Here is a 25,502-nt window from a genome sequence, read left to right as displayed (position 1 = left end):
TCCTCAACGACACACCAGAGCCCAACCGCCCCGGTCAGCCGCAGGCCCGAAACCCCACCACCCCAGGGGACTTACCCACTGATCCTTGAGACGCCTGCGATGGACCCCGCCTTGGACCCCGAGTATCGCGACGCGGCAAAAGCTCTGGCACTCAGTTATCAGACTCTCGTCGCCGTTGCCACTGGCAGCGAAGAGGATGACCCGGAGCTAGGAGCAGCGATCAACGATGCGAACGCTAAAGTTCGCGTAATGCATGAGCTCTGCGGCGATTGATCCTCTTCACGGAAGGCACCCCGGTTCTCAGTACTTGCGCTGGCCGACCAAACGCGGTTCTAGCCAGGATGTAAACGCAGAATCGCGCCGAGGGCTACCATCCGCACTGTGACGCTGACACCACCACCTTGGCCCGCGCCGCCGCCTAGTCGACCCAGTGGCCGACCGATCGCCGCGCTAACCATCGGCCTAATCGCCACCGCGGTAGTGGCAATAGCGGACGTTCTTATCAGCCTCAACCGGCCCGCCCCGCGCGTGGCGACGTACTCCCCAGGTGAGAGGGCTGCGGCAAAGATACAGTTCTGCGACAGATACCGACTGGCTGTTCGCGCTTCGCAAATCGATACAGCCCCAGGCGGCGACATCGCTTTGGCGCGTATTGCGATGGTCAACGGGGCCCAGATACTCGAAACGGCGGTGGCAAATCCACCGCTCGACGCCAGTCTCCGCGACGCTGGACAAGCGTTGGCGCTGTCCTTCCAAACCCAGGCAGCATTGGCCAGCACCGAAACCGGCACTTCCGTGGCATGGCAGCAAATAGTTGACGACACGAACGCTAAAGATGAGGTGTTGAAGGCGCTGTGCGGTGGATGAGCTCGGTGATGGCCAGGTACGGCGGTCGTCTAACGCGCGCCAAGACTGATGACGGCGGTGGCGCTCTTTACATGTGCGGCATCGCGGTGCGAACCGAGCGAGTGTCGCTATTACGGTGCGTCCAGTAGGTGCTGTGCAGGTACATGATTTACCAATAGTGTAATTATGTAAGGGGCTCCCAATGATCTCCACGCAACCACCTTGGATGACGGCGCCGAGCGGGCCGATGCCTCGCCAGCGACAGCCGACCATCCTGGTAGCCCTGTCTGCTGCGCTATCGCTCGCCGCGTTAATCGTGGCGATAGTGGCACTCGTCCGGCCAACGGAACCTTCGACTGCCGTTTATTCGGAACAGCAACGGCGCGCTGCGAAGGCGCATCTATGCGAGAGGTACAGTCTCGCGGCGGACGCTGAGCATGTTGAAACTAACGGGGATGATCCCGCGTTGGCACGGATATCACTTGTGAATGGTGCCGCCATGCTTGAGTCGGCGGCGGCTGATCCCGCGCTCGAGGCCGAGTACCGCATTGCTGCAAATTCGCTGGCCCAGTCGTATCAGACGATGGCAGCGTCGGCGTCACTGGGCTCTGAAGACGGCGTGTACAAGACGGCACTCAAGGCCGTGATCGCACAGGAGGGCGTGCTCAAGACCTTCTGTGGGCCCTGAGTGGGGCCGGCGTCTTGCGTTTGGCTCCTGGTCGAGGCAGCCGGAGTAGCGCGCGGGCGGCGAATTCCTCAAAAGCGGGGATTCAGAGACCGCTCGTTCGCCCGCAGATCGTAACGCTGAGAGCTGGCGACACTTAAAGCTGGCGCCCCTCGATGGCATGGAGCGATACCATCCGAAAGGTGACCACGTTGCCGCCCGCCTGGCCTGAGCCTTCCCCTGCTCGTTCGCATAGCCGGTCCCCGCTGGTAGTGCAGGCCTTCACGTTAATCATTTCGTTGGCTGCGCTTACCCTGGGCATCGTGGCGGTCAATCGGCCAAATTCCTCGCCTACCTATACCGAGGCGCAACGAGCTGCGGCGCAGTCGATGCTTTGCGAGCGATATAGGCTTGCCGCCGAGAGCGTCAAAATCGAGACACAGACCCCCGACAATGCTGCGTTGGCGCGGATTGCCCTTACAAACGGCGCCATCATGCTGGAGACCGCAAGTGCAGACCCAGCCCTCGATGCATCCGTGCGTGAGGCTGTGCGTGAGCTGGCGGTTGGGTATCAGGATTTGACGGCCATGGGAACAGCCGGAATTGTGAACGAATCTCAGTTTGAGGACAGGATGGACGCCGTCAACGACAAGAACCGTGTATTGAAAGAGCTCTGCAGACGTTGATTCAGCGTCTTTGAGCGCACTGGTGCGGTTCAATATTGTCGGCTGGCTGCTTAATTTCGTGGCGATGGGCTCTTCCTACAGAGGTTGGGCGCCTTAGGTGATCTCCAACGTCGCAACGCATCATAAGCAGCGGTGAACGCCATCCCCCTCATCTGCCTTGAGCCGTTCTCCATTCAAGTCCGGACCGCGGACGCCTCCCGGACCTACGACTGCGGTTGCCACTACCGTCAATGGACATGGCCCCTGCCTGAAGCGAGGTGGTCCCCGATCTGGATGTAAACGCGCAATCGCATTGACGGCTACCATTCGAACTGTGGCCACAACTTCGCCGCCGCAACTCGGACTGATCATCGTGAAGCCGCATCGTCGGGCAACGATAGTTCTAACGACGTGGCGTAGAGCTACGTACCGCCTGACCGGCTTAGGCATCGGCGATAGGGCGAAATCAGGCCACCTCCGCACTCTGGACGCGGCCGGGGCGAACCCGCTGACTGCATCAGGCCACAGTGTCAGGTGGCTGCCGCAGCTATCCCGCCAGGGAGCTGCCTACCCAGCAGTTGCCTCGGAAATGCCGCGCCGGTTGACTAGGCCCCCACCGCTGAGATTGGCGCATCGATCCCCTCTCGGCCGTTCCCCTGTAACCACCCATCGATTCCGGCGACGCGGACTGGAGGCTTGGCCATGACGTCCGCCGCTGACGGTATGGGCTACACACCATTCAGTCCACCCGCATATGCGACCCGAATCCGGCCGCACGTTGGAGGGGCTGAGCGATGACTGATCTGCCGCCCGGCAATTGGTCCGGTTACCTGGTCGGAGCATGGTGGCCCGCGCCTCCGAATGCCCCCACTAACGGTGAGCAGTTCTGGTCGGAACAATCCAATGCAAAGGAGCGCGAGGCTGTAGAGCTCCAAGACTTTACAAGGACAGTGAGCGCAAGAAACGGTGGCCTGACCACGGAGGACGAACTTATACGACTTCGGATTGGATACAACCGTCTTGTAAATGCAGCAGAGCATTGCCGCAGCAAAAGCGTCGCTTGCAAAAGTGTGGCCGCTGCTGTCACTGAACTGCGGCGACAATTGAGAAACATTGCCTCACGGTACAACTCAAAAATCGATGAACTGGTCGCAAAAAATACGCCCGAAGCGAAAGGAGAGGCTATTCGCTTGATCGCTACGGCCAACAGTGAGGCGGGCGGCCATAGCGCCGAAGCTTGCAGCAAGATACTGGTAGCAACGCAGGAAATGTTTGACGGCCTAGGTATCGAAGGCGACGCTCGACGATGGCTGGAAGACAGCGGCGCGAAGTTTGGTCAAGCAACGGCACCCCTACCTACGGTCGAAGAACTAGGCAGGGAAGCATCGGCGCCCGATGCCCTCCCCTTTCCGTTTGGCACCGGAGATATCGGCGAACCGGGCGGCGGCAACGACTTTCCCTTTCCCTTCGGCAACATGCTCGATGGGGTAGGCCCCAGTTCAATCGCGAAGCCGGGGATTGGCAACGACCCGCCTCCTGGATCCGACAGCCTGGGAAAGCCACCAGTCGAACGGGGAGGGGTGGGTCTACCAACAATCCCCCCGGTTGCCGACGCTGGAACGGCGAGGGCAACCGGGCCGGATAACAATCAGGCGGAAGTTGGCGGCACAAGCTACAGGGCGGGGGCCGGGGTCGGCGCCGTTGCGCAGTCCGGTGGCGGCGCGGCCAATAAAGGCGACTTCGGTCGCAGCTCGTTCATCAGCACAGGCCGAGCCCTAGACGGCCCTGGCTCTGGGGGCACCAACGGTGCACCTTCCACCCCCAGCGCTCCCACCCCCGGCGCGCCGGGCGGCGTCACTTCCGGTGGCGCCATGCCGCCGCCCATAGCCTCTGCCATGCCGGGCTTCGGCGCCCCTGGGGGCTCGCCTGAGGGCGCGATGTCGCCCGGGCTTGCCACCGGCGGGCAAGCCCAGGCGTTTGCGTCGGGCATGCCCGGCGGTCCATCGGGACCCGGCGGGTCGCCCCCGCCGCTGTCGCCCGGCGGACCCGGCCCGGCAGGGCTGGGCCAGCCGCCGCAGCTTCCGCCCTCCCCGCCGGTGACACCGATGGCAGGCGGTGCGCTGGGCAACCTGGCCCAACTGGCCAGTTCAGGCGCCGAGGCCGCCCCTGCGGCCCCGGCCGGGAGCGCAGCCCCGCTGCCACCGGCGGCGCCACCGCCGGTCACAGCCGGCTCGGCCGCCGTACCGGCGGGGCCGTTTACCGCCCCCCCGGTAGCCCCGTCGGGACCGCTGCCCGGCTACGGCGCGGACCTGCGCCCGGCCGCCGCGGCGATCCCCACCACAGCCACCGCACCCGCGGGACCGGCCGGTCCGGCGGTCCAGCCGGCGCCCGGTAGCGCGCCTGCACCGGGTGGTCCGGCCGTGGCCCCCGCCGGCAGGCCCAGCGGTGTCGGCGGGCAGTCCGGCGCATCGGTGGCCGGCGGGATTGCCGCCGGCAGCACCGCCGGAGCCGGGGCCGGCACCGCCGCTCGGCGCCTGGCCGAGCACCAGGATCTGCAGCGCAAAGTTGACGCCGTGGCCCGCCAGGCTCCGCACCTGGCCTGGGCGGTCGGCCTGCGCGACGACGAGACCACCGTCATAGTCGCGACCGACCTGGCCAGCGGCTGGATTCCGCCGACCGTCCTACTCCCCCAAGGGTTGACGCTGCTGGATCCCGCCCAGCGCCGCCGCGACACCAGCGCGGTTGATCTGCTGGGTGCAGTGATCGCAGCCGTTGCCCACCACCCGAACACCTACGTCGGCACGGCGGGACCCGAGGACCCGATTCCCGGAAGCGGGGAGCGTGCTCGCTTCGGCCACCACGTCGATGAACTCGGCCCCACCCTGATCGATCTCGCCGGCACCAACAGCCGCCTGCCCCGGATCGTGCAGACCGTCGCGCGCGCCGTCGCCCGCCGATCCGGGGTCGCCGACAACGAGATCGAACTGTTTCGGCAGGTGCTGACTGACACCGAGGCGCGCATCGAGGCGGCCTACCCGCACCATGCGCCCCGGGACATAGCCGACTGGATGTTGTTGGCGGCCATCGACGCCCTGATCGACGGGAGTCAAGAACTGGCCGGCTACCACCTGGCCTGGTACCAGGCCACCGCGGTGCGACCGCGAGGGGTAACGCCATGACCGATGACTTCGTTCGGCATTACGGCGAGGATTTCTTGCGCATCGCACTGTCGCGTCCCCCAGCGGCAATCCCGCCCGGCCCGGTCCATCCCGGCGGGTCATCACCCGTGGATGCCACGATGGCGGCCTTCGGGGCCGCGACCAACCTGAATCTGGTCGAGACCAACACCGGACTCGCCGAAGACCACGCGGACCGCGCCGGCCACGCCGCCGACGCTGTGCAAAAGTTCGCCAACCACGAGGCCGACGCGGTGGCGCGATTTCAGAACGTCGCTGCCGAGGCCGCCCCCTCGATGGCAGGGCAGGGGCCGCAGGAGGCCATGGGTGGGGCCATGCAGGGCGTCACCAGTGCGATGCAGGGCATCACCGGAGCGCTCGGCGGGGCACTCGGCGCGGTGAGCAAACTGCCGCAGGGGTTGATGCAGGCCGGTCAAGGCGCGTTGTCGCCGCTGATGAGCGCGGCGCAGTCGTTGAGCAAGGGCGGGCTTGGCGGCGCCACATTGGCTTCTGACTTCGATGCCGATCCGGGGCTGGAAGGCGGTGGCTTCGGCTCCGGCGGAGCCGGCGGCGGGCTGGGTGCGGGCACCACGCCGGCCAGCAACCTGGGTCCACCTCCGGTTCCGGGAACGTCGGCGCCGACTACCCCCACCGGCTCCTTGCGGGGCACGACAATGGCCGGGCCGGCAGGCGGCGCTCCGGCAACGGGTGGGGCCGGCGGCGGAATGATGCCGATGATGCCCGGCGCGGGAGGCGCGGGCGCCAAGGGCAAAGACGACAAGACCGATGCGAAGCGTATTGCCGCTCCCGGCGTGCCCAACGGTCAACCCGTCAAGGGCCGCACCACAGCTCCGCCCAATGTTCCGGTGACCAAGTCCGTCGCCAAGGATGCCGGCCATCCCGGCATCACGCCACTCAAACGCATTGTCGACAAGGACGATTCAGCGACGTGATGCGCCCCCATCGGCGGGGCGCTAGATGGGCAGCAGGCCGTGCTTGCGCTGCACCTTGGGGAAATTCTGCTTGTCGCGCAGCAGCCGCAGCGACTTCCGCAGCAACAACCGAGTCTCGTGTGGCTGGATCACGGCATCGATGTAGCCACGCTCGGCCGCCGTCCACGGAATCGCCATGTTCTCGTTGTAGCCGTCGATGAAGTCCTGCTTGATCTTCTGCACCTCGGGCGCGGTCGGATCCGGGAACCGCTTGACCAGCAGCTGGGCCGCCCCGTCGGCGCCGATGACGGCGATGCGGGCCGTCGGCCAGGCGAAGTTCAGATCAGCCGACAGCTGCTTGGAGCCCATGACCGCGTAACCGCCGCCATAGGCCTTGCGGATGATCACCGTCACCTTGGGCACGTCGGCCTCGACGATCGCGTTGAAGAACCTGCCCCCACGCTTGATGATGCCGTTCTTCTCCTCCGAAACCCCGGGCATCGCGCCGGGAGTATCGACGACGAAAACCAGTGGGAGATTGTAGGAGTCGCAGAAACGGATGAAGCTGGCCGCCTTGTCGGAGGCCTCGGTGTCGACGGCCCCGGACATGAACATCGGCTGGTTGGCGATCACTCCGACCGGGTGCCCGTCGACGCGGGCGAAAGCGGTGATCATCGCGCGCCCGCGCTGCTCGGCGATCTCGAAGACGTCGCCGTCGTCGAAGATCCGCAGCAGGATCTCGTGCATGTCGTAGGCGACGTTGTCCGAGTCCGGAACGATCGAGTCCAATTCCAGGTCGTGCGGGGTGATTTCGGGCTCGAGGCCCGGGTTGATGACCGGCGCGTCGTCGAAGTGGTTGGACGGCAGGAACGACAGGTAGTCGCGGACGTACTGGAACGCCGCGGCTTCGTCGTCGACCACCTTGTGAATGTTGCCGCGCTGCGCCTGGACGTCGGCACCGCCGAGTTCGTCGAAGGTCACGTCCTCGCCGGTGACGTCCTTGATCACGTCGGGTCCGGTGATGAACATGTAGCCCTGGTCGCGCACAGCCACCAGCAGGTCGGTCTGGATCGGCGAATAGACCGCTCCCCCAGCACATTTACCCAAAATGATCGAGATCTCCGGCACCAGGCCGCGCAACATCTCGTGGCGGCGGCCCAGTTCGGCGTACCAAGCCAGCGAGGTCACCGCGTCCTGGATGCGCGCGCCCGCGGAGTCATTGATGCCGATGATCGGGCAGCCGACCATGGCCACCCACTCCATCAGCTTGGCCACCTTGCGGCCGAACATCTCCCCGACCGAGCCCTGGAACACGGTCTGGTCGTGGCTGAACACCCCGACGGGTCGGCCGTTGATCCGGCCGTGGCCGGTGACCACGCCGTCGCCATACAGCGCGTTGGGGTCACCGGGGGTCTTGCACAGCGCACCGATCTCCAAAAAGGTGCCTGGGTCCAGCAGGGCATGAATGCGTTCGCGGGCGCTGGGGATTCCCTTCTTCGCACGCTTGGCGACGGCTGCCTCACCCGCAGGTTCCTTTGCCAGCTCCAGCTTTTCGCGGAGCTCGGCCAACAGTTCGGCGGTGGTCTTGTTCGTCACGCGCTCTCGCTCTCGGCTTGGATGCGGCTGATCGCCTCACTCATGTGGGCACCCACCTTGGCAATGTACGGCTCGTCGATGACCTGAACATGCTCGCCCCCGATGTGCACGATCTCCAGGTCATCGACGTACTCGCCCCAGCCGCCGTCGGGTTTGCGGGTCGCGTAGGCGGGCTCGAACACGATGGCGTCGTCGTGGTAGCGGTCGGCCATATACAGAGCGACATAGCCGTCATAGGGCCGGTATTCGGCGGTGTCGAGAGCCCGGTTGTCCAGGTAGGAGGTGCGCTGGTGCTCGATGATGCCGCCCGGGATCTGCACCCCGCTCTGGGCCACGACGTCCATGACGAAGCGGACCTGCCCCTCGTCGTCGAGTTTCTCCAGCTCCTCGTAGGGGATCTCGGGGACCTCGACGTTGAACGTGCGCTCGGCGAACCGGGCGTAACGGTCCCAGCGAGCGCGCATCCCTTCCTTGCTCTGGTCGATCGGCTCACCGGGCATCACGGCATCGATCAGCCCGACGTACCGCACGTCGGCACCGGCCTGCTTGAGCCCGATCGCGCAGGCGTAGGCCATCGCCCCACCCAGCGACCAGCCCGCCAGCATGAACGGTCCGTCGTGCAGCTCCATCAGCTTGGGCACGTACTCGGCTGCCCGCTCTTCGATCGAACCCTCCACCCGCTCAATGCCGTAGATCGGGGTGTCGGCGGGCAGGCGCTTCATCAGCGGCTCGTACACCACCGTCGACCCACCTGCGGGGTGGAAGACGAACAGCGGAATCCTGTTCGAGCCTTCGGGTTTGGCGCGCAGGGTTCGGACGAAACCGTCGACCACTCCGTCTTCGAGCTGATCGCGGACGATGGTCGCCAGTTCCTCGATCGTGGTCGCGGACTTCACGTCCTCGACCGTGACGATGCCCTCGGCCCGCTCGGAGAGCCGCTCGGCCATCTTGGCGACGGTCTCGTCGTCGATTGCCGGCAGGTCGTTGAAGATGCCACCGGGCGACTTCCCGGTGACGATCGCCCAGGTGGCGAAAGTGATCCGCTCGGCGGCGTCACGCGGGGGCACATCGGCACCCAGCGCCTCGGTCACCGCCTCCTGGGTGAGTACCTTGGCGGCCGCCGCCGCGGCGGTTTTGGCGCTGACTTCGCTGGTGTTCGCCGCCGGTCCGGCCGGGTTGGTCGGGGGCGGCGGAATCGGTGCGCCACCCGGTCCGGCCGGGTTGGTCGGCGGCGGCGGAATCGGGACATCCGAAGCAGGCGGTGCCGCAGGAGTTTCCGGGGCCGCGGCCGCCTCCGCCGCTGCCGCGGGGGCCTCGCCGGCCTCCTCGGCCGCCTTGGCGGCTGCGAGGATGGCGGCCTGCTCGGCGGCGATCTCGTCAGCGGTTTGGGTCTTCTGGTGCTCGTGCAGCGCCTCGACCTCGTCGCGGTGCTCCACGGCGTAGCGGATCATCTCCTCGACGTTGTAGAGGTTCGCGTCGCGCACCGCGGTCAGCTGGATCGGCGGTAGATCGAAGTCGTATTCGACCCGGTTCTTGATCCGCACCGCCATCAGCGAATCCAGACCCAGCTCGATCAGCGGCACCTCCCACGGCAGGTCCTCGGGCTCGTAGCCCATCGCACCGCCGACGATCGTGCCCAGGCGGTCTGCAATGGTCTCCCCGGATTCCGGCGACCACTTGGCGAAGCTCGCGGCCAGGCCGGCCCCGGCGGTCAGGTTGTCGCGCAGGATCTCCGCGTCGTCGACCTGTTCCTCAACCGGTGCAACCGAAGTCGTAGCCGACTCGGCCACTGCGGTGCCCGCGCCGACGGCGACCGGCAACACCGCGGCTGCGCCGCCACGGGAGACGAGCGCGTCGTAGACCAGCGTGAACGAATCGCCGATGCGGGAGTGCACCTGCACTGCGGCGCCGCCGGGGTGCCGGGTCAGCGTGGTCACCAGCCGAGAGCCTTCGGCCGGGACCGCACGCTGCTCGCTGGCCACCAGTGTCGAGTCCGGAAGCACCGCTGCCGCTGCGGCTTTCACCAGGGCAGCCAGGTCCGTCTCACCGCGACCGGCGTACTCGAAGACATGCCGACCGTCGGGCAAGGCGACGTGCGAGCCGGGCATGACACCGGTGGCGTCGCCGGAGAACCGGGCGTCGAGCCAGTGCGGCTTGCGCCGGAAGCGGGTCGGCGGGATGTTGGCGAACTCCGCGGGACTGATCGGCCCCTGCTCCTCGCGCGGGAACAACGTCCGGAAGTCCAGGTCGTGGCCGTAGACGTAAAGCTGGGCCATCGCCATGGTCATCGCGTCGACGTCGTCTTGCTTGCGCGCCAGCGTCGCGATCAGCTGCGCGTCGTGCAATCCGGCGTCGGCGGTGGTCAGCCCCACCTGCATCAGGGCGACCGGGTTGGGCGCCAGCTCCAAGAAGGTGGTGTAGCCGTTGTCCACGGCGTTGCGGACACCGTGGGTGAAGTAGACGCTGTGCCGCATCCCCTTCTTCCAGTAGTCCACGTCGTGGATCGGTGTACCGCCGGGCTTGACGTAGCTGCCCTCGTGCACCGTCGAGAAGATGGCGACGTGCGGCGTGCGCGGCTCGATGCCTTGCAGCTCGGCGGAGAACTCGCCGAGCAACGGGTCCATCTGCGAAGTGTGGCCGGCGCCCTTGGTCTGCAGCTTGCGGGCGAAGCGGCCCTCGGCCTCGGCGCGGGCGACGATCTCATCGATCTGCTCGGGTGGACCGCCGATCACGGTCTGACTCGGGGCGGCGTAGACGCACACCTCCAGGCCCGGGAAGTCGGCGAATACCGTCTTGAGTTCCTCGGCGGAGTACTCCACGAGCGCCATGAACCGGATGTACTCGCCGAACAGCATCGCTTCGCCCTCACCCATCAGGTGCGCGCGCGAGCAGATCACCCGGGTGGCGTCGGCCAGGGACAGGCCGCCGGAGAAGTAGGCCGAGGCCGGTTCACCCAGCGACTGACCGATGACGGCCGTTGGACGCGCCCCGTGATGCTTGAGCATCTCGCCGAGCGCGATCTGGATGGCGAAAATCGCGATGTTGGAGGTCTCGATGCCGTACTCGTGGGAGTCGTCGAGGATCAGTTCCAGCACCGAGTAGCCGCGCTCGTCCTGAACCAGGGCGTCGACCTTCTCGATCCACTCGGCGAACACCGGGTTGCGCAGGTAGAGGTTCTTGCCCATCTTGCGGTGCTGGGCGCCGAAGCCGGCCATCACCCACACCGGTCCGTTGGTGACCGGCCCGTCGGCGGAGTAGACGTTGGGCTTCTGCTTGCCCTCGGCGACGGCGCGCAGGCCGGCGATGGCCTCATCGTGGTCGTGGGCCAGCACCACAGCGCGCGACCGGCCGTGATTGCGCCGCGACAGTGCGCGGCCGATGGACGTCAGCGGCGTGGCCCGGCCCTCTTCGCTGTCGATCCAGTCGGCCAACTCGGCCGCGGCGGCCTTCTTGCGGGAGGTCAGGAACGCCGAGATCGCCAGGGGGATCAGGGGTTGTACGGGCTCTTCGGCGGCAAGTTCGGCCAAGGCCTCCTCGCGCAGGCGCAACGCCTCATCGGTCAGGCCGGGCAGCTCGTAGTCGCCGTCGTCACCGTAGGAACTCTCGGGCGCGATGAACTCGCCGTACTCGTCGAAGCGGGGGGCTTCGTGCTCGACGACCTCATCGCCCGAGCCAGAGTCGGCAACCGGCTCTTCGGGCTGCGGCTCCCGCTCGATCACGTCGCGCGGCAACACCTCACGCACCACCAGGTGCGCGTTGGCGCCACCGAACCCGAAGCCGGATACACCGGCGACCGCATAGCCGCCGTAACGCGGCCAGTCGGTGGCGCTGTCGGCGACCTTCAGGTGGGTGCCGGCAAAGTCGATGTACGGGTTGGGCCCGGCGTAGTTGATCGACGGCGGGATCTTGTCGTGCTGCAATGCGAGCACGACCTTGGCCAGGCTCGCCGCACCGGCGGCCGACTCCAGGTGGCCCACATTGGATTTCACCGCACCCAGCAGGGCGGGCTTGTCCGCGGCGCGGCCCCGGCCGACCACCCGACCCAGCGCCTCGGCCTCGATCGGGTCGCCCAGGATGGTGCCGGTGCCGTGCGCCTCGATGTAGTCGACGGTGCGCGGATCGATACCGGCGTTCTTGTAGGCCTTGCGCAGCACGGCGGCCTGAGCGTCCGGGTTGGGTGCCAACAAGCCGTTGGATCGGCCGTCGTGGTTGACCGCCGAACCGGCGATCACCGCGAGGATCTGGTCGCCATCGCGACGCGCGTCGTCCACCCGCTTGAGGATCAGCACGCCGGCGCCCTCGGCACGGGAGTAGCCGTCGGCGTCGGACGAGAACGACTTGATCCGGCCATCGGGCGACAGCACGCCACCGACCTCGTCGAATCCGACCGTCACCAGCGGGGTGACCAGCGCGTTGACGCCGCCGACCACCGCCACGTCGGCCTCGCCGTTGCGCAGCGCCTGCACACCGGCGTGCGCGGCGACCAGTGACGACGAACATGCGGTGTCGACGGTGACCGACGGCCCGCGGAAGTCGTAGAAGTAGCTGACCCGGTTGGCGATGATCGAGCTGGAGTTGCCGGTGATGGCATACGGGTGGGTGATGCTCGGGTCGGACAGCGCCAGGTTCTGATAGTCGCCGTTGGTCGAACCCATGTAGACCGCGACCGCTTGGCCGCGCAGGCTCGAGGCCGGGATCCGGGCGTGCTCGAGCGCCTCCCAGGTCAACTCCAGCGCCATCCGCTGCTGCGGGTCGATGTTGTCGGCTTCCATCTTCGACAGCGCGAAGAACTCGGCGTCGAAGCCCTTGATGTCGGAGAGGTAGCCACCGCGGGTGCGAGCCTTCTTGACCCGCTCGGCGACTCGAGGCTCCTCCATGAACTCCGACCAGCGGCCCTCGGGCAGATCGGTGATCGCGTCGAAGCCCTCCAGCAGCTTGCGCCAGGTCTCCTCCGGGGTGTTCATGTCGCCCGGGAAGCGGGTGGCCAGACCCACCACCGCGATGTCGTCGACGTCGGCGTCGCGCGACCAGTCCTCGCCGTCGGAATCGTCGACCACCACCGGCTCGCCCTCGACGATCACGGTGGCCAGCGCTTCGATCGTGGGATGCCGGAATGCCACCGTCGCCGACAACGTCACGCCGGCGAAGTCCTCGATGTCCGACGCCATGGCCACCGCGTCGCGCGAGGACAGCCCCAGCTCGATCAGCGGTGCCGTCTCGTTGATCTTGTCCGGCGACTGGCCGGTGGCATTGGCCACCCAGTTACGCAGCCAGGTCCGCATATCGGCGACGGTCAGGTCGGTGCGGCTGGTGCCGCGCAGGATTGCGTCGTCGCCGTCACTCAATTGCGGAGCCTCACTCATTTAGTGGCCTTACACCTGGTCTGGGAAGGAGTTCGGGGCTGTCGTGCCGCCACGCAGGCTGCCGTCGAGATAGGCGGCCCGGCAGGCGCGGCGACCGATCTTGCCGCTGGACGTCCGGGGCACGGTGCCCGCCGAGACCAACAGCACGTCACGCACGGTCACCCCGTGGCGCACCGCGATGGCGGCACGGATGTCGTCGGCGATGGGCTGGTATTCCAGCTTGTGGGCGCCCGGGGCGCGCTCGGCCACGATCACCAGCTGCTCGGAGCTGTCCTCCGGGTCGAACTTCAGCCCGGAATGCGGGTTGTCGAACGCCGACTGCGGCAACTGGTTGGCCGGCACCGAGAACGCCGCCACATAGCCGGCCCGCAACGCGCGGCTGGCTTCCTGGGCGGAGTACTCGAGGTCCTGCGGGTAGTGGTTGCGGCCGTCGACGATCACCAGGTCCTTGACGCGGCCGGTGATGTACAGATCGTCCTTGTAGTAGGCGCCGTAGTCGCCGGTGCGCACCCAGTAGCCGTCCGGGTCGGATCCCTCGGCGCGTGAGGGGTTGGCCCGCGACTTGAGCACGTTGTGGAACGTGTCGGCCGTCTCCTCCTCACGGTTCCAGTACCCGACGCCCATGTTGTTGCCCTGCAGCCAGATCTCACCGATCTCGCCGTCGGGCAGCTCGGCACCGGTCTCGTAGTCGACGATCACCGCCCACTGGTCCACCGACACCCGGCCGGCCGAAGCCTGGGCGACCGCGTTGGGGGCATCGGCAGCGACCTCGATGAACCGGTTGCCGTTGTTGAGCTCCTCGCGATCGACATAGACGATGCTCGGGCCCTCGTCGGGCGGGGTGGTGGACACGAACAGGGTGGCCTCGGCCAGCCCGTAGGACGGCTTGATCGCCTCCTCGCGGAAACCGTACGGACCGAATGCCTCGTTGAACCGGCGCACCGATGCCGCCGACACCGGCTCGCTGCCGTTGAGGATCGCCCGGACGTTGCTCAGGTCCAGCGGCGGGTCGCCCTCCTTGGGCAGGCCGCGGGCGGCGGCGTGCTCGAAGGCGAAGTTGGGGGCCACCGAGAAGCACTCGCCGGTGTCGCCCTCCTTGCGGGCCATCTCCTTGATCCACCGGTAGGGCCGGCGGACGAAGGCGGCCGGGGTCATGAAGGTGAACTGCTGGCCCATGACACACGACAGCAGGATGGTGACCAGGCCCATGTCGTGGAAGAACGGCAGCCAGGTCACGCCGCGGTCGCCCTCGCGTCCCTTGAGCGAGTCCAGCAATTGGACGACGTTGGTCGGCAGGTTCAGGTGGCTGATCTTCACGCCGGTGGGCGTGCGGGTGGACCCGGAGGTGTACTGCAGGTAGGCGATGGAGTCACGGGTGACTTCGGGCATCTCCCACGTCGATCCGACCTCGACCGGCACCGCGTCGACCGCGATCACGCGCGGGCGGGCGTTGGCCGGGCGGCTGCGGAAGAACTTCCGGACGCCCTCGGCCGAGTCGCTGGTGGTGAGCACCGCCGAGGGGGTGCAGTCGTCGAGCACCGCGTGCAGCCGGCCCACGTGACCGGGCTCGCTCGGGTCGAACAGCGGCACCGCGATGCGCCCGGAGTACATGATCCCGAAGAAGGACACCAGGTAGTCCAGGTTCTGCGGGCACAGAATCGCGATGCGGTCGCCGGGCTGGGTGACCTGCTGCAGCCGGGCGCCCAGCGCGCGGTTGCGGGCACCGAATTCCGACCAGGAGATCTCCCGGGCCACGCCGTCGCGTTCCGTGGAGTAGTCGAGGAACCGGTACGCCACCTTCTCCCCGCGAAGCGCAGCCCAGCGCTCGACGGTCTTCACCAGGTTGGCGTTGTCCGGGAACCGGATCTTGCCGTCCTTGACGAAGGGGTTGTGGTAGGCGGCCTGTGTTGCCGGGGCCATCAAAATCTCCTGTCGCGAACATACGTTCAGTCAACTGCCGGGCGCGTCGGGTCGCGCTGGTGCGCTACATCTCAGGCCCGGGACCTCACAGATGGTAGTGGGTTACCGCAACCCGGCGATGCGCTGCTGCCGTGCGACCATGAGCCGCCGCTCTTAAATTGCTCTTAATGTTAGAGGCCGGTGCGCCCCATGCCAAATCACACGGTACCGCGTGTGACGCCGGTCTCCGGGTTCACGCGGCGTCAGCCGTGCGGTGGATGCGGCGCATTGGCGACCATGTCCCGTGCCCAGTTCAGGGTCCACTCGGTGGCGGATGCGCCGTCGGCACTCCAGAAGTCCGGGGTGGCGTACATCGCGTGCACGGGCTGGCCGGCCCCGCCGGCCAGCGTCTCCAGCGTGGCCGGCAGCCGGCCGACGCTGAACGCCTCGCGCGGGGCGGCGCAGATCAGGTCACCGCGCGCGCAAATCTCGTTCGTGCGCTTGGCGAGGTCACCGAACCCGCCGTCGCGGGCACCGGTCATGGTCAGGCCCATCCCGGAAAGGATCGGCAGCTCGTGCAACGTGACCTCGGCGCCCTGCCCCGGCGGGGTCGGCGGCACATTGACGCCGCCGGTGGCGCCGTCCTGGCGACGGCCGTCGGCGATCAGCGTGACGCCCAGGACCAGATCCTCGTCGACCGGGCCGCGTCCGTTGCCGATGTCGCTGGCGACGTCGCCGGCGATCACCGCGCCCTGCGAAAAGCCGATCAGCACGTAGCTGGTCAGCGGGCAGCGGTCATTCATCTCGGTCAGCGCCTTGACTGTGGCGCGCGTGCCTTCGGCCCGGCTGTCGTTGTAGCTCATCTGCTTGTCGGCCGACAGCGGATTGTGGAACTGCGCGGTGTAGGGGACGGTGTAGGTCTGCAGCCGCCCTCCGTCGAACTGATCGGCCAGCGGGCGGGTGACGGTGAGCAGCAGTGCCCGGGGAAACTCGGTGGGGTTCAGCGGGTCATCGGTCGGCGAGGACTCCCAGGTGCCGGGCACCGCCACCAGCTGCACATCGGGGCAGCTGGCGTCCTGGAAGGCCGGGCGCGGCTTTTTGGGCCGTGTCGGCACCGAGCTGGTCGGCGGGACGCCCGCGCCGGGCTGGTCGGCGATCGGCGGGGTGGCCGGGCGCCTGATCCAGATCACCACAGCCACGATCACCAGGGCCACTACCAAAGCCATCGCGCCGGCGGCGATCCAGGCAAGGACGCGGCGGCGGTTCGCCGGCGACTTACGTGCTGACTTGCGGGGCGACTTCCGCGGGGACTTCCGTGCTTTGTTGGCCATATCGCCTATCACGGTACAGATCGGCGACGGCACGCACTGACTCTGCGCCCACCAGGCGATCTACTCGAACTTGTGACTGGTGGGCGCAGAGTCAACGCCGAAAGTCAGCGGATGGCGCCAATGATGTCGCCGACCATCGCGCCCAGCTGCGACGACCACGAGCCCCAGCCGTTGTCCCCGGGCGAGAAGTCGAAGTGCGCGTTCTTGCCGCGCACCTGGCGGTACTGCATGTTGAAATACCGGCCGCTGCCGGTCGCCTCGGAGGGGTCGCCGATCATCGCCGCGGGGTTGGACGCGCCGCCCAGCGGGTTGTAGATCCAGACCCGGGTGTTGTTCTGGGCCAGCAGGGTGGCGTGCACGGTGGGGTCGTGCCACTTCCAGCGGCCCAGCTGGGGCGCTCCCCACATGCCGTTGGGGTCCAGCCCGCCGAAGTTCTGCAAGCCGGCGCTGATCACACCGCTCTCGGTGGTGTTGGCCGGTCCCAGGAAGCCCGACATCGCTCCCGCGAACCCGAACCGGTCGGGGTGGAACGTGGCCAGCGCCAGGGCTCCGTAGCCACCCTGGGACGCGCCGACCACGGCGTGACCGCCCGGCGCCAGGCCGCGGTTGGCCGCCAGCCAGTCCGGCAGCTCAGTGGACAGGAACGTGTCCCACTGCTTGCTGCCGTCCTGCTCCCAGTTGGTGTACATGCTGTAGGCGCCACCCGCCGGGGCGACGACCGAGACGCCCTTGCCGGCCAGCGTGTTCATCGCGTTGCCCGCGGTCACCCAGTTGCTCAGATCGGGGTGGGCGTCGAATGCGTCGAGCAGGTACACCGCGTGCGGCCCCTGGTTCAGGAACGCCACCGGGATGTCGCGGCCCATCGCCGGCGACGGGACCATCAGGTTCTCGAACTGTGCGGCGTGCGCGGTCGAGCCGACGATTGTGCCCCCGCCCCACAGGCCCAGCATCAGTACGGCCACGCACAGTGCCCGCAACACCTTCGACAGTCCGCTCATCTCCACCTCGCTCGTCGGCACAGCTTTTGTGATGGTTCGACCCACTGGTCGCACACGCCCTGACCCCGGGGGTAGTCAACCACACGACGCTTGCTGCCAGGACGGGAAACGACCGACGGCGGCGACCCAGGAGGTCGCCGCCGTCGGCGGTACTTCTATCTGCGCTGCGGGACTACTCGCCGCTGTCGCCACCACCCGGCGTGGCGCCCAAGTGCGCCTGCAGGTCGGGCTTCATGGCCTGCAGCTGCTGGCCCCAGTACTCCCAGCTGTGCGTGCCGTACTCCGGGAAGTTGAAGATGGCGTTGTGGCCGCCGGCCGCGGTGTAGAGCTCCTGGAACTTCTTGTTCGCACCGATCATGAAGTTCTGCTCGAGGAACACGGCGGGGATGTTGTCGCCGCCCAGCTCGTTGGCCTTGCCGTTACCGCAGAAGACCCACAGGCGCGTGTTGTTGGCCACCAGCTTCTCGACGTTGACGGTCGGGTCGTTGCGCAACCAGGCCGGGTCGTTGTCGTCGCCCCACATGTCGTTCTTCTTGTAGCCGCCGGCGTCACCCATCGACAGGCCGATCCAGCCCTTACCGGTGGACGGGTTGAGGTAACCCGACAGCGAACCCGCGTAGGTGAACTGGTTGGGGTGGTAGATCGCCAGCGTCAGCGCCGACGAACCGGCCATCGACAGGCCGACCGCGGCGTTGCGGCTCTGGCTCACGCCGTACTCCGAGGCCAGGTAGGCCGGCAGCTCCCGGGTGAGGAAGGTCTCCCACTTGTAGGTGGAGCAGCCCGCCTTGCCGCACGCCGGCTTGTACCAGTCGCTGTAGAAGCTGGACTGACCGCCCACGGGCATGATCACCGAGATGCCGGAGTTCAGGTACCACTCGAACGCCGGGGTGTTGATGTCCCAGCCGTTGAAGTCGTCCTGGGCCCGCATGCCGTCGAGCAGGTACAGGCCCGGGGAGTCCGAACCGCCGGACTGGAACTGGACCTTGATGTCACGGCCCATTCCCGCCGAAGGCACCTGCAGGTACTCCACCGGCAGACCCGGCCGAGAAAACGCGTTCGCCTCCGGGGTACCGCCGACGACTCCCACCAGTCCCGCCAGCAGGGCCGCGCCACCGGCGACGACCATCAACCTGTCAAGCAGCTTCATCCTTGGCATCCTCATTCGTTCATTGCCGTATTTGCCTATAACGTGGTCCGACTCGGACCCGATCTGTGCGTGAAAACGCAACAGTGCCGATGTAGTCAACCACAAAATGGGCGACGTCGAAGGCTCCGGGTTGCCTCAGCAGGCCCCCCACCGGGCACCAGAACCGCTTTTGTGACAACGGGCGCCGGTGCTCCACCCCGGCATTCCAGCCGGTGAGACCGGCCAAAAGGGGGTGACTGCCCGGTCCGCATAATGACGTCCGTCACAATTTCGCGCAGGCGGAGGCCAGCACGTCTCAGGGCACCTCCGGCGGCATCCCGGTGTACTGCGGACGCGTCGGTTCCGGCACGGCCAGCCCGCAGCGGATCAGTTCGTCGCGCGGGACTCGCTCGATCCGGTATCGGGTGTAGCTCGGCGAGTGCAACAGATTGGACAGGAACCGGCGCGGCCCCATGGGTGCACGCACCGAGCCCAGCACCGCCGCGGTGTCCGGGCAGCGCAAGGCAGCCTCCGCCTGGGCGATCCAGTCCTGGTCCAAGTAGCCCGGGATGAACGGATACCACTTGACCCACGGCCCGTCGGCCACCACCCAGTCCCGGAACAGGTCCTTGTCATGGCCGATGCGGCCGTGCTCCAACCGTCCGGTGTGCGCCGCGATCGGGTTGGCCAACCCGATCTGGTCCAGCAACCGCACGTCGAGGCCGGTGTTCATGCCCAGCATGCCCAAGTTGGTGAAGAAGACGGTGTGGGGTCCGGTTGCGCCCGGACCCGGATCGGTCGCAACGCCGATACCGGGGGGCACCGGCAAAATCACGGGCACCACGTCCCATTGGTCGTAATTGCCCGACGGCAGTAGCAGGGCGCCGTCGGGGGTGGCGGCGATGGTGGTCAGAACGGCGCGCATGCGGGGATAGCCGAGGTAGTCCGCACCGGTCAGCGGGTGGGCCTGGCCGGTCGCCTGGGAGTAGAACCGGCGCTCGTCGACGATTCCGGAGTAGGTGACGCGGGTGGCGTCATAACCCATGCCCGGCGAATTGGCCGCCCACAGCGCCCATCCGGCCACCGCCAGCCACAGCAGGCCGACGGCGCCGCTGAGCGGGTAGCCGGCCTCCCGGTGGTAGCGGGCACCGTCGGGCAGCAGCACGGGAATGACTGCCACCGGGGCGAGCATGCAGAACAGCGGCGCCAGCAGCACCCGGCCGTGCATGAAGTCCCCGCCCTGGCGCACCCAGTAGAGGGCCTGGAGCAGCCCGCTGGCCACGAAGAAACAGACCACCGCCCCGGGACTTTGCACCAGCCGGGCCCACGGGCCGACACCGGGGGGAACCGGACGGCGGGGCCGATGACGGACCGCGGAACCGACCCACAGCGCCGCACCCAGCGCGGCGAGCAGCACGGTGGGCACCCACAGTGCGTAGGGAGCGTTGAAGTTCGCCAGGTAGATCATGCCCTGCGACCACTTGTCCCCGGCGGCATCCTTGGCCAGGGCTGTTCCCGGCACCAGGAGGCCGTAGTAGCCCATCCGGAAGATCTGGTACGCCACCGGCAGCGCCCCGCCGGCCACCAGGATCTGCAGCCGGCGGCGCCAGTCGGGCGCGGCGATCAGCAGCATGACCAGGGCACCGCCGCCGATCAGCGCCAACTCGGGACGCACCAGCACACTGAAGCCGGCCACGAACGCCAGGCAGGCGGTGAACCACGCGCCCCGGGCGCGCGAGCGCGGCATGCGCAACGCCTGCGCCCAGCAGACCAACATCCACCACAGCAGGCCCAGGTAGGCGAGCACCAGACCGGTCTCCAGACCGGAGGTGGCGAAGTCCCGCGCGGGGGGCAGGGCGATGTAGACCAGCGCCCCGGCCGGCAACAGCAATGCGCGGCGGCCCTGCAGGCCGGGCGCATACAGCCGGGCGGCGCCCAGCATCAGCATCGCGACACCGGCCAGGCTCAGCGCCAGCGCGAAGGCCAGTGCCACGTATTCCATCCGCAACGGCCCGCCCAGCCAACTGCCCAGATACATCAGGTACGTCCAGGCCGTGGAGGTGTTGGCCTCCACCCGCTCTCCGGCGTTGAACACCGGCCCGTTGCCGGCCAGCAGGTTGCGCACGGTGCGCAGCACGATCAGCCCGTCGTCGGAGATCCAGCGGCGCCGCCAGGCTCCGACGGCGAACATCACCAGCACCACCGCCAGTCCGGCCCAGGAGCTCAGCCGCACCGACGGGCTGTAGGCGACCGCCGGCCAGCCCAGTGGCCGGACCCTGCGGTCCGGTGTCGCTCCTGGTGGGAGTCGGCTAGCCGAAGGCGACGGCAACACCGATGGTTCCGATCCAGGCCAGCGCCATCAGCTGCATCACCCGGTCACGACGCAGGATGTCTTCGGGCTCGCCGGCCATGCCGCCGTCGACGTCGACGGCGTATCGCAGGATGCCGATAGTGATCGGAATGATCGACACCGCGTACCAGGAGCCCGAACCGCTGTCGCGTTCGAAGGCGAAGAGGCTGTAGCAGACCAACATGGCAGTGGCCGACGCCGTCCATACGAAGCGCAGGTAGGTGCCGGTGTAGCTCTCCAGCGATTTGCGGATCTTGGCACCGGTCTGCTCGGCGATCTGCAGTTCGGCGTAGCGCTTGCCGGCCGCCATGAACAGCGACCCGAATGCCATCACCAGCAGGAACCATTGCGACAGCGGGATGCTGGCGGCCACGCCTCCGGCGATGGCCCGAATCAGGAATCCCGAGGAGACGATGCAGATGTCCAGCACCGCTTGGTGTTTGAGACCGAAGCAGTAGGCCAGCTGGATGGCCAGGTAGATAGCCATCACCAGCGCCAGGTTCGGGGTCAGCCACCAGGAGATGCCCAGCGAGACCGCGCCCAGGGCCACCGCCAGGACGTAGGCCAGCCCCACTGGAACCACTCCGGCGGCGATGGGCCGGAACCGCTTGGTGGGATGCGCCCGATCGGCCTCGACGTCTTGGGCGTCGTTGACCAGATACACCGCGGAGGCTGCCAGGGAGAACACCACGAAGGCGATCAGCGACTTGCGCGCCAGGTCGGCGTAGTCGTAGTGGACGCCGCCCCCGAGCGCGGCCAGCGGGGCCGCGACCACCAATACGTTCTTGACCCACTGGCGGGGCCGGATCGCCTTGATGATGCCGGAGAGCAGGTTGGCCGGCGGGCCGAGCTCCGAGGTTCGGTCTTGCGTGTCTGCGCTCATCGCGAATCTCCAGAGTCGTCCAGGCGGATTGCGGCCGCGGCGACCGCGGCACCCACCAGCGCGCCGGTGGCGACGTCACTGGGGTAATGCACGCCGAGCACCATGCGGGACAGCGCCATCGGCGGCACCACCAGGGCCGGCAGGGCCCGCGCCGGGAGCCCGGCCGCCCGGCCCAGCAGGATGGCCGCCGCAGCGGTGGAGGTGGCGTGCGCCGAGGGGAAGCTCAACGCACTGGGGGTTCCGACGTTGATGGCGATCGCCGGATGGTTCGGCCGCGTACGGCGCACGATGCGCTTGATGATCACCGCGGCGGCGTGCGCGGCCAGGGCGCCGGCGCCGGCCAGCAGCCACGACCGGCGCCGCTGCGGCTGCGCCAGCGCGCCGAGCGCCGCTACCGCCAGCCAGCCCAGGCTGTGTTCGCCGAAGTGTGACAACGCCCGCGCCGCCGGCAGCACGCCGGTCCGCCCGGCCAGCGCCGACTGCACGGCGACCAGCACGGCGTCCTCGCCGTGCGGGGGAACCGCGTCCGGGTCCGGGGCGTGTTCGGTCATGCCGACGTGCCACCGTTGGGAAGCAGCACCGTCTCCCACTGCTGTTTGCTGGCCAGTGTGGGCAGCGCCCGGCGGTAGGTCTGGCGCAGAGCGTCGAACCGGCGGGCCAGCTGGTACTGGCGCCGCAGCGATTCGCGCAGCAGCGACAACATCTTCTCGCGGTCGCGCTGGCGGTAGACCACTCCGCGACCGTCGGCGGTGGTGACGGTGACACCGTCCTGGGTGCACAACAGGAACCAGCGCGCGTCCTGGGTGGGCACGTTGAGCTGCGGGCGCTGGTGATGCTCCGGCTCGGTGGCCTTGAGGTTGTGCAGGATTCCGCGCGCGAGCCGATAGCCGATGGTCAGCGGCTGCACCGGCGGCCGCATCGGCCTGCGCCGCTGCGACGGGGCGGGAAGCTCGCTGGCGGCCGGCAGGACCACCGCGTCGGGGTAGGTCTTGCGCAGCGCGTGGATCTCCGGCAGCGCCGACTCCAGGATCGAGAAGATGTGCTCGGGTCCGGCCATGAAGTCGTCCAACGCCTTGTTCTGCACGGCCACTGTCGAGTATTCAAGGCAGGCAAGGTGTTTCAGGGTTGCCTTGAGGTGGCTGCGAATCAGCCCGGAGATGTTGCCGTCCCAGTGCAGGGCCGCGACCATCAACCGGTTGCGCAGGTGGAAGTAGGCCTGCCAGTCGATCGCGTCGTCTTTGTCGCTCCAGGCCATGTGCCAGATCGCCGCGCCGGGCAGCGTGACGGTCGGGTAGCCGTGTTTACCGGCGCGCAGCCCGTATTCGGCGTCGTCCCACTTGATGAACGACGGCACCGGCTGGCCGATCTCCTCGGCGACGGCGCGCGGGATCATGCACATCCACCAGCCGTTGAAGTCGACGTCGATGCGCCGATGCAGGTCCGGCGACTCGGCCAGCGAGTCGGTGGCGAAGTTGTGGTCGTACTCGGTGTGCGGGGCGTTGGTCCACATGAACACGCCCGCATCGACGACCTCGCCCATGATGTGCAGGTGGGAGGGCTCCTGCAGGTTGAGCATGTGCCCGCCGATCAGGGTGGGCGTCTTGGCGAATCGGTTCAGTGCCAGGGCGCGCAGAATCGAGTCCGGCTCGATGCGGATGTCGTCGTCCATGAACAGGATCTGCTCACAGCCGGTGTTCTTCAGCGCCTCATACATGACCCGGCTGTAGCCGCCGGACCCGCCGAGGTTGGGCTGGTCGTGCATCGACAGTCGGTCGCCCAGCGCGGCGGCGGCTTCCGGGAAGCCGGGATGGTCGCGCACCTTGTTCGTGCCCTGGTCAGGAACGATGACCGCGCTGATGACCTCGTCGACCTCGGCGTCGGAGGTCAGTGCCCGCAGCGCGTTGACGCAGTCGTCGGGCCGATTGAAGGTCGGGATGCCGATGGCGATGTCCGCCCGGCCGGGGGCCTCGATCGGGGCGTACCAGCCGCCGCGGTCCAGCGTCACCGGGCTGTCGGTGGTGATGTCGAACCAGATCCAGCCACCGTCTTCGAACGGCTGCAGACCTACCTCGAACTCCACGACCGACGGGGTGTCATGGTTCTCGGCAGAGCCGAAAGGCTTGCCGTCCACCGCGATACGCGCACCGGTCGCCTTGGAGCGGTAGACGTCGACCCTCCCCGATCCGGTCAGCTCCAGGCGCAGCACCACCGAGCCGAGGATCGACCAGCGACGCCAGTAGGAAGCCGGGAAGGCGTTGAAGTAGGTGGCGAACGAGACTTCCGACTCCTCGCCGATCTCCAGGCTGGTGCGGGTCAGCGGGTGGGCCCGCCGGCTGTTGGTCTCGGATTCCTCGATGTAGAGCTTGCGCACATCCAGCGGCTCACCCTGGCGCGGCAGGATGATCCGCGAAAGGCGGCTCACCGCGCGTGAACTGTCGGTCATGCCTTACTGCCCTCCCCCAGCGGCACCCCGTCGAGCAGGTGCGGCGCCAGGATGTTGTCGTACATGTTCAGCGCACTGGCGATGGCCATGTGCATGTCCAGATATTGGTAGGTGCCCAGCCGCCCACCGAAGAGCACCTTCGCCGAGTCCATCTCCGCCTTGGCGCGCGCCCGGTAGGCCGTCAGCACCGCCCGGTCCGCCTCGGTGTTGATCGGGTAGTAGGGCTCGTCGGCGTCGTCGGCGAACCGCGAGTACTCCCGCATGATCACCGTCTTGTCCGCGGGGTAGTAGTCCCGCTCCGGGTGGAAGTGCCGGAACTCGTGGATGCGGGTGAACGGCACGTCGCCGTCGTTGTAGTTCATCACCGGGGTGCCCTGGAAATCTCCGGTGTCGAGAACTTCGAGCTCGAAATCCAGGGTGCGCCAGCCCAGCTTGCCTTCGGCGTAGTCGAAGTAGCGGTCCAGCGGTCCGGTGTAGACGACCGGGGCATCCGGGTTGGCTGCGCGGAGTTCGTCGCGGACGTCGAACCAGTCGGTGTCCAGGCGCACCTCGATGCGCTCGTCGGCCGCCATGTTCTCCAGCCACGCGGTGTAGCCGTCGACCGGCAATCCCTCGTAGGTGTCGTTGAAGTAGCGGTTGTCGAAGGTGTAGCGCACCGGCAGCCGGGTGATGTTGGACGCCGGCAGTTCCTTGGGGTCGGTCTGCCACTGCTTGGCGGTGTAGTCCTTGACGAACGCCTCGTACAGCGGGCGGCCGATCAGGCTGATCGCCTTCTCCTCGAGGTTCTGCGCCTCGGCGGTGTCGATCTCCGCGGACTGCTCGGCGATCAGTGCCCGGGCCTCGTCGGGGGAGAAATAGCGGCCGAAGAACTGCGACACCAGGCCCAGCCCCATTGGGAACTGGTAGGCCTGGCCGTTGTGCATGGCGAAGACCCGATGCTGGTAGCCGGTGAACTCGGTGAACTGCCGCACGTAGTCCCAGACCCGCTTATTAGAGGTATGGAAAAGGTGCGCACCGTACTTGTGGACTTCGATGCCGGTTTGCGGCTCCGCCTCGGAGTAGGCGTTGCCGCCGATGTGCGGACGCCTCTCGACGACGAGAACACGCTTGCCGAGCTGCGTGGCAACGCGCTCGGCGATGGCCAGGCCGAAGAAGCCGGAACCCACGACAAAGAGGTCAAAACGAGCGGTCATCGGCGCCAAGGGTAGCCGACCAGCGCCCGCCCGCATC

At 67.5% G+C, this 25,502-nt stretch carries 16 protein-coding genes and 1 pseudogene; 6 read left to right on the top strand and 11 right to left on the bottom strand.

What is annotated here, in order from left to right:
* The 6 genes and pseudogenes from AWC02_RS22140 to AWC02_RS04390 form a co-directional block, all read left to right on the top strand.
* Nucleotides 1-273: pseudogene (locus AWC02_RS22140) on the top strand (hypothetical protein); the annotation flags it as partial.
* Nucleotides 274-381: 108 nt separating this feature from the next.
* Nucleotides 382-867 carry a hypothetical protein gene (locus AWC02_RS21575; RefSeq protein WP_133055599.1) on the top strand — a complete coding sequence of 162 codons (486 nt, stop codon included), beginning with the start codon at nucleotides 382-384 and terminating at the stop codon, nucleotides 865-867.
* Between the two features lie 478 nt (nucleotides 868-1,345).
* Nucleotides 1,346-1,534, top strand: a complete 189-nt coding sequence (locus AWC02_RS04405) for a hypothetical protein (protein ID WP_085127581.1) — start codon at nucleotides 1,346-1,348, stop codon at nucleotides 1,532-1,534.
* A 179-nt stretch (nucleotides 1,535-1,713) separates the two neighbouring features.
* Nucleotides 1,714-2,196: a hypothetical protein gene (locus AWC02_RS04400; protein ID WP_207567992.1), complete on the top strand. Its 483-nt coding sequence runs from the start codon at nucleotides 1,714-1,716 to the stop codon at nucleotides 2,194-2,196.
* A 1,916-nt stretch (nucleotides 2,197-4,112) separates the two neighbouring features.
* Nucleotides 4,113-5,354, top strand: a complete 1,242-nt coding sequence (locus AWC02_RS22420; protein ID WP_237160318.1) for a DUF5631 domain-containing protein — start codon at nucleotides 4,113-4,115, stop codon at nucleotides 5,352-5,354.
* The gene (locus AWC02_RS04390) at nucleotides 5,351-6,304 is read left to right on the top strand and encodes a hypothetical protein (RefSeq protein WP_085127578.1); all 954 of its coding nucleotides are present in this window, start codon (nucleotides 5,351-5,353) and stop codon (nucleotides 6,302-6,304) included. The genes AWC02_RS22420 and AWC02_RS04390 overlap by 4 nt, the downstream gene beginning before the upstream one ends.
* Nucleotides 6,305-6,325: 21 nt before the next feature.
* Here the strand turns inward: AWC02_RS04390 and AWC02_RS04385 are convergent, their stop codons facing one another.
* The 11 genes from AWC02_RS04385 to glf form a co-directional block, all read right to left on the bottom strand.
* Entirely contained in the window at nucleotides 6,326-7,879 is a 1,554-nt protein-coding gene (locus tag AWC02_RS04385) for an acyl-CoA carboxylase subunit beta (RefSeq protein ID WP_085127577.1), read from the bottom strand.
* Nucleotides 7,876-13,242, bottom strand: coding sequence for a polyketide synthase Pks13 (pks13, locus tag AWC02_RS04380; RefSeq protein WP_085127576.1), 5,367 nt, complete (start codon nucleotides 13,240-13,242; stop codon nucleotides 7,876-7,878). Before pks13 ends, AWC02_RS04385 begins: the two co-directional genes overlap by 4 nt.
* A 9-nt stretch (nucleotides 13,243-13,251) precedes the next feature.
* Nucleotides 13,252-15,162: a long-chain-fatty-acid--AMP ligase FadD32 gene (gene fadD32 / locus AWC02_RS04375; protein ID WP_085127575.1), complete on the bottom strand. Its 1,911-nt coding sequence runs from the start codon at nucleotides 15,160-15,162 to the stop codon at nucleotides 13,252-13,254.
* A 242-nt stretch (nucleotides 15,163-15,404) separates the two neighbouring features.
* Nucleotides 15,405-16,472, bottom strand: a complete 1,068-nt coding sequence (gene culp6, locus AWC02_RS04370) for a carboxylesterase Culp6 (RefSeq protein WP_085127574.1) — start codon at nucleotides 16,470-16,472, stop codon at nucleotides 15,405-15,407.
* 104 nt (nucleotides 16,473-16,576) lie between these two features.
* Nucleotides 16,577-17,470: an esterase family protein gene (locus AWC02_RS04365; RefSeq protein WP_085127588.1), complete on the bottom strand. Its 894-nt coding sequence runs from the start codon at nucleotides 17,468-17,470 to the stop codon at nucleotides 16,577-16,579.
* Nucleotides 17,471-17,642: 172 nt separating this feature from the next.
* The gene (locus tag AWC02_RS04360) at nucleotides 17,643-18,617 is read right to left on the bottom strand and encodes an esterase family protein (RefSeq protein ID WP_109560866.1); all 975 of its coding nucleotides are present in this window, start codon (nucleotides 18,615-18,617) and stop codon (nucleotides 17,643-17,645) included.
* Nucleotides 18,618-18,912: 295 nt separating this feature from the next.
* Nucleotides 18,913-20,928, bottom strand: coding sequence for a terminal beta-(1->2)-arabinofuranosyltransferase (gene aftB, locus AWC02_RS04355; protein ID WP_085127573.1), 2,016 nt, complete (start codon nucleotides 20,926-20,928; stop codon nucleotides 18,913-18,915).
* On the bottom strand, nucleotides 20,906-21,829 hold the full coding sequence (locus AWC02_RS04350) for a decaprenyl-phosphate phosphoribosyltransferase (RefSeq protein ID WP_085127572.1): 924 nt from the start codon (nucleotides 21,827-21,829) through the stop codon (nucleotides 20,906-20,908). Before AWC02_RS04350 ends, aftB begins: the two co-directional genes overlap by 23 nt.
* Nucleotides 21,826-22,380 carry a phosphatase PAP2 family protein gene (locus AWC02_RS04345; RefSeq protein ID WP_085127570.1) on the bottom strand — a complete coding sequence of 185 codons (555 nt, stop codon included), beginning with the start codon at nucleotides 22,378-22,380 and terminating at the stop codon, nucleotides 21,826-21,828. Before AWC02_RS04345 ends, AWC02_RS04350 begins: the two co-directional genes overlap by 4 nt.
* Nucleotides 22,377-24,272 (bottom strand): glycosyltransferase, encoded by a 1,896-nt coding sequence (locus AWC02_RS04340; protein ID WP_085127567.1) that lies wholly within the window; start codon nucleotides 24,270-24,272, stop codon nucleotides 22,377-22,379. Before AWC02_RS04340 ends, AWC02_RS04345 begins: the two co-directional genes overlap by 4 nt.
* Nucleotides 24,269-25,465, bottom strand: coding sequence for a UDP-galactopyranose mutase (gene glf, locus AWC02_RS04335; protein ID WP_085127565.1), 1,197 nt, complete (start codon nucleotides 25,463-25,465; stop codon nucleotides 24,269-24,271). The genes AWC02_RS04340 and glf overlap by 4 nt, the downstream gene beginning before the upstream one ends.
* Between the last annotated feature and the right edge of the window lie 37 nt (nucleotides 25,466-25,502).

Origin of the sequence: Mycolicibacter engbaekii, from assembly GCF_002101585.1 — a bacterium.
GTDB lineage: Bacteria > Actinomycetota > Actinomycetes > Mycobacteriales > Mycobacteriaceae > Mycobacterium > Mycobacterium engbaekii.
The sequence above is the reverse complement of the archived record's forward strand: the minus strand, read 5'-3'. Positions and strand labels throughout refer to the sequence as shown.

Excerpts from the sequence above, each read along its gene's own strand:
- AWC02_RS04405 (WP_085127581.1), top strand. The coding sequence starts at position 1,346 with ATGCTTGAGTCGGCGGCGGCTGATCCCGCGCTCGAGGCCGAGTACCGC.
- AWC02_RS22420 (WP_237160318.1), top strand. The coding sequence starts at position 4,113 with ATGTCGCCCGGGCTTGCCACCGGCGGGCAAGCCCAGGCGTTTGCGTCG.
- AWC02_RS04390 (WP_085127578.1), top strand. The coding sequence starts at position 5,351 with ATGACCGATGACTTCGTTCGGCATTACGGCGAGGATTTCTTGCGCATC.
- pks13 (WP_085127576.1), bottom strand. The coding sequence starts at position 13,242 with ATGAGTGAGGCTCCGCAATTGAGTGACGGCGACGACGCAATCCTGCGC.
- fadD32 (WP_085127575.1), bottom strand. The coding sequence starts at position 15,162 with ATGGCCCCGGCAACACAGGCCGCCTACCACAACCCCTTCGTCAAGGAC.
- culp6 (WP_085127574.1), bottom strand. The coding sequence starts at position 16,472 with ATGGCCAACAAAGCACGGAAGTCCCCGCGGAAGTCGCCCCGCAAGTCA.
- AWC02_RS04365 (WP_085127588.1), bottom strand. The coding sequence starts at position 17,470 with ATGAGCGGACTGTCGAAGGTGTTGCGGGCACTGTGCGTGGCCGTACTG.
- AWC02_RS04360 (WP_109560866.1), bottom strand. The coding sequence starts at position 18,617 with ATGAAGCTGCTTGACAGGTTGATGGTCGTCGCCGGTGGCGCGGCCCTG.
- AWC02_RS04350 (WP_085127572.1), bottom strand. The coding sequence starts at position 21,829 with ATGAGCGCAGACACGCAAGACCGAACCTCGGAGCTCGGCCCGCCGGCC.
- AWC02_RS04345 (WP_085127570.1), bottom strand. The coding sequence starts at position 22,380 with ATGACCGAACACGCCCCGGACCCGGACGCGGTTCCCCCGCACGGCGAG.
- AWC02_RS04340 (WP_085127567.1), bottom strand. The coding sequence starts at position 24,272 with ATGACCGACAGTTCACGCGCGGTGAGCCGCCTTTCGCGGATCATCCTG.
- glf (WP_085127565.1), bottom strand. The coding sequence starts at position 25,465 with ATGACCGCTCGTTTTGACCTCTTTGTCGTGGGTTCCGGCTTCTTCGGC.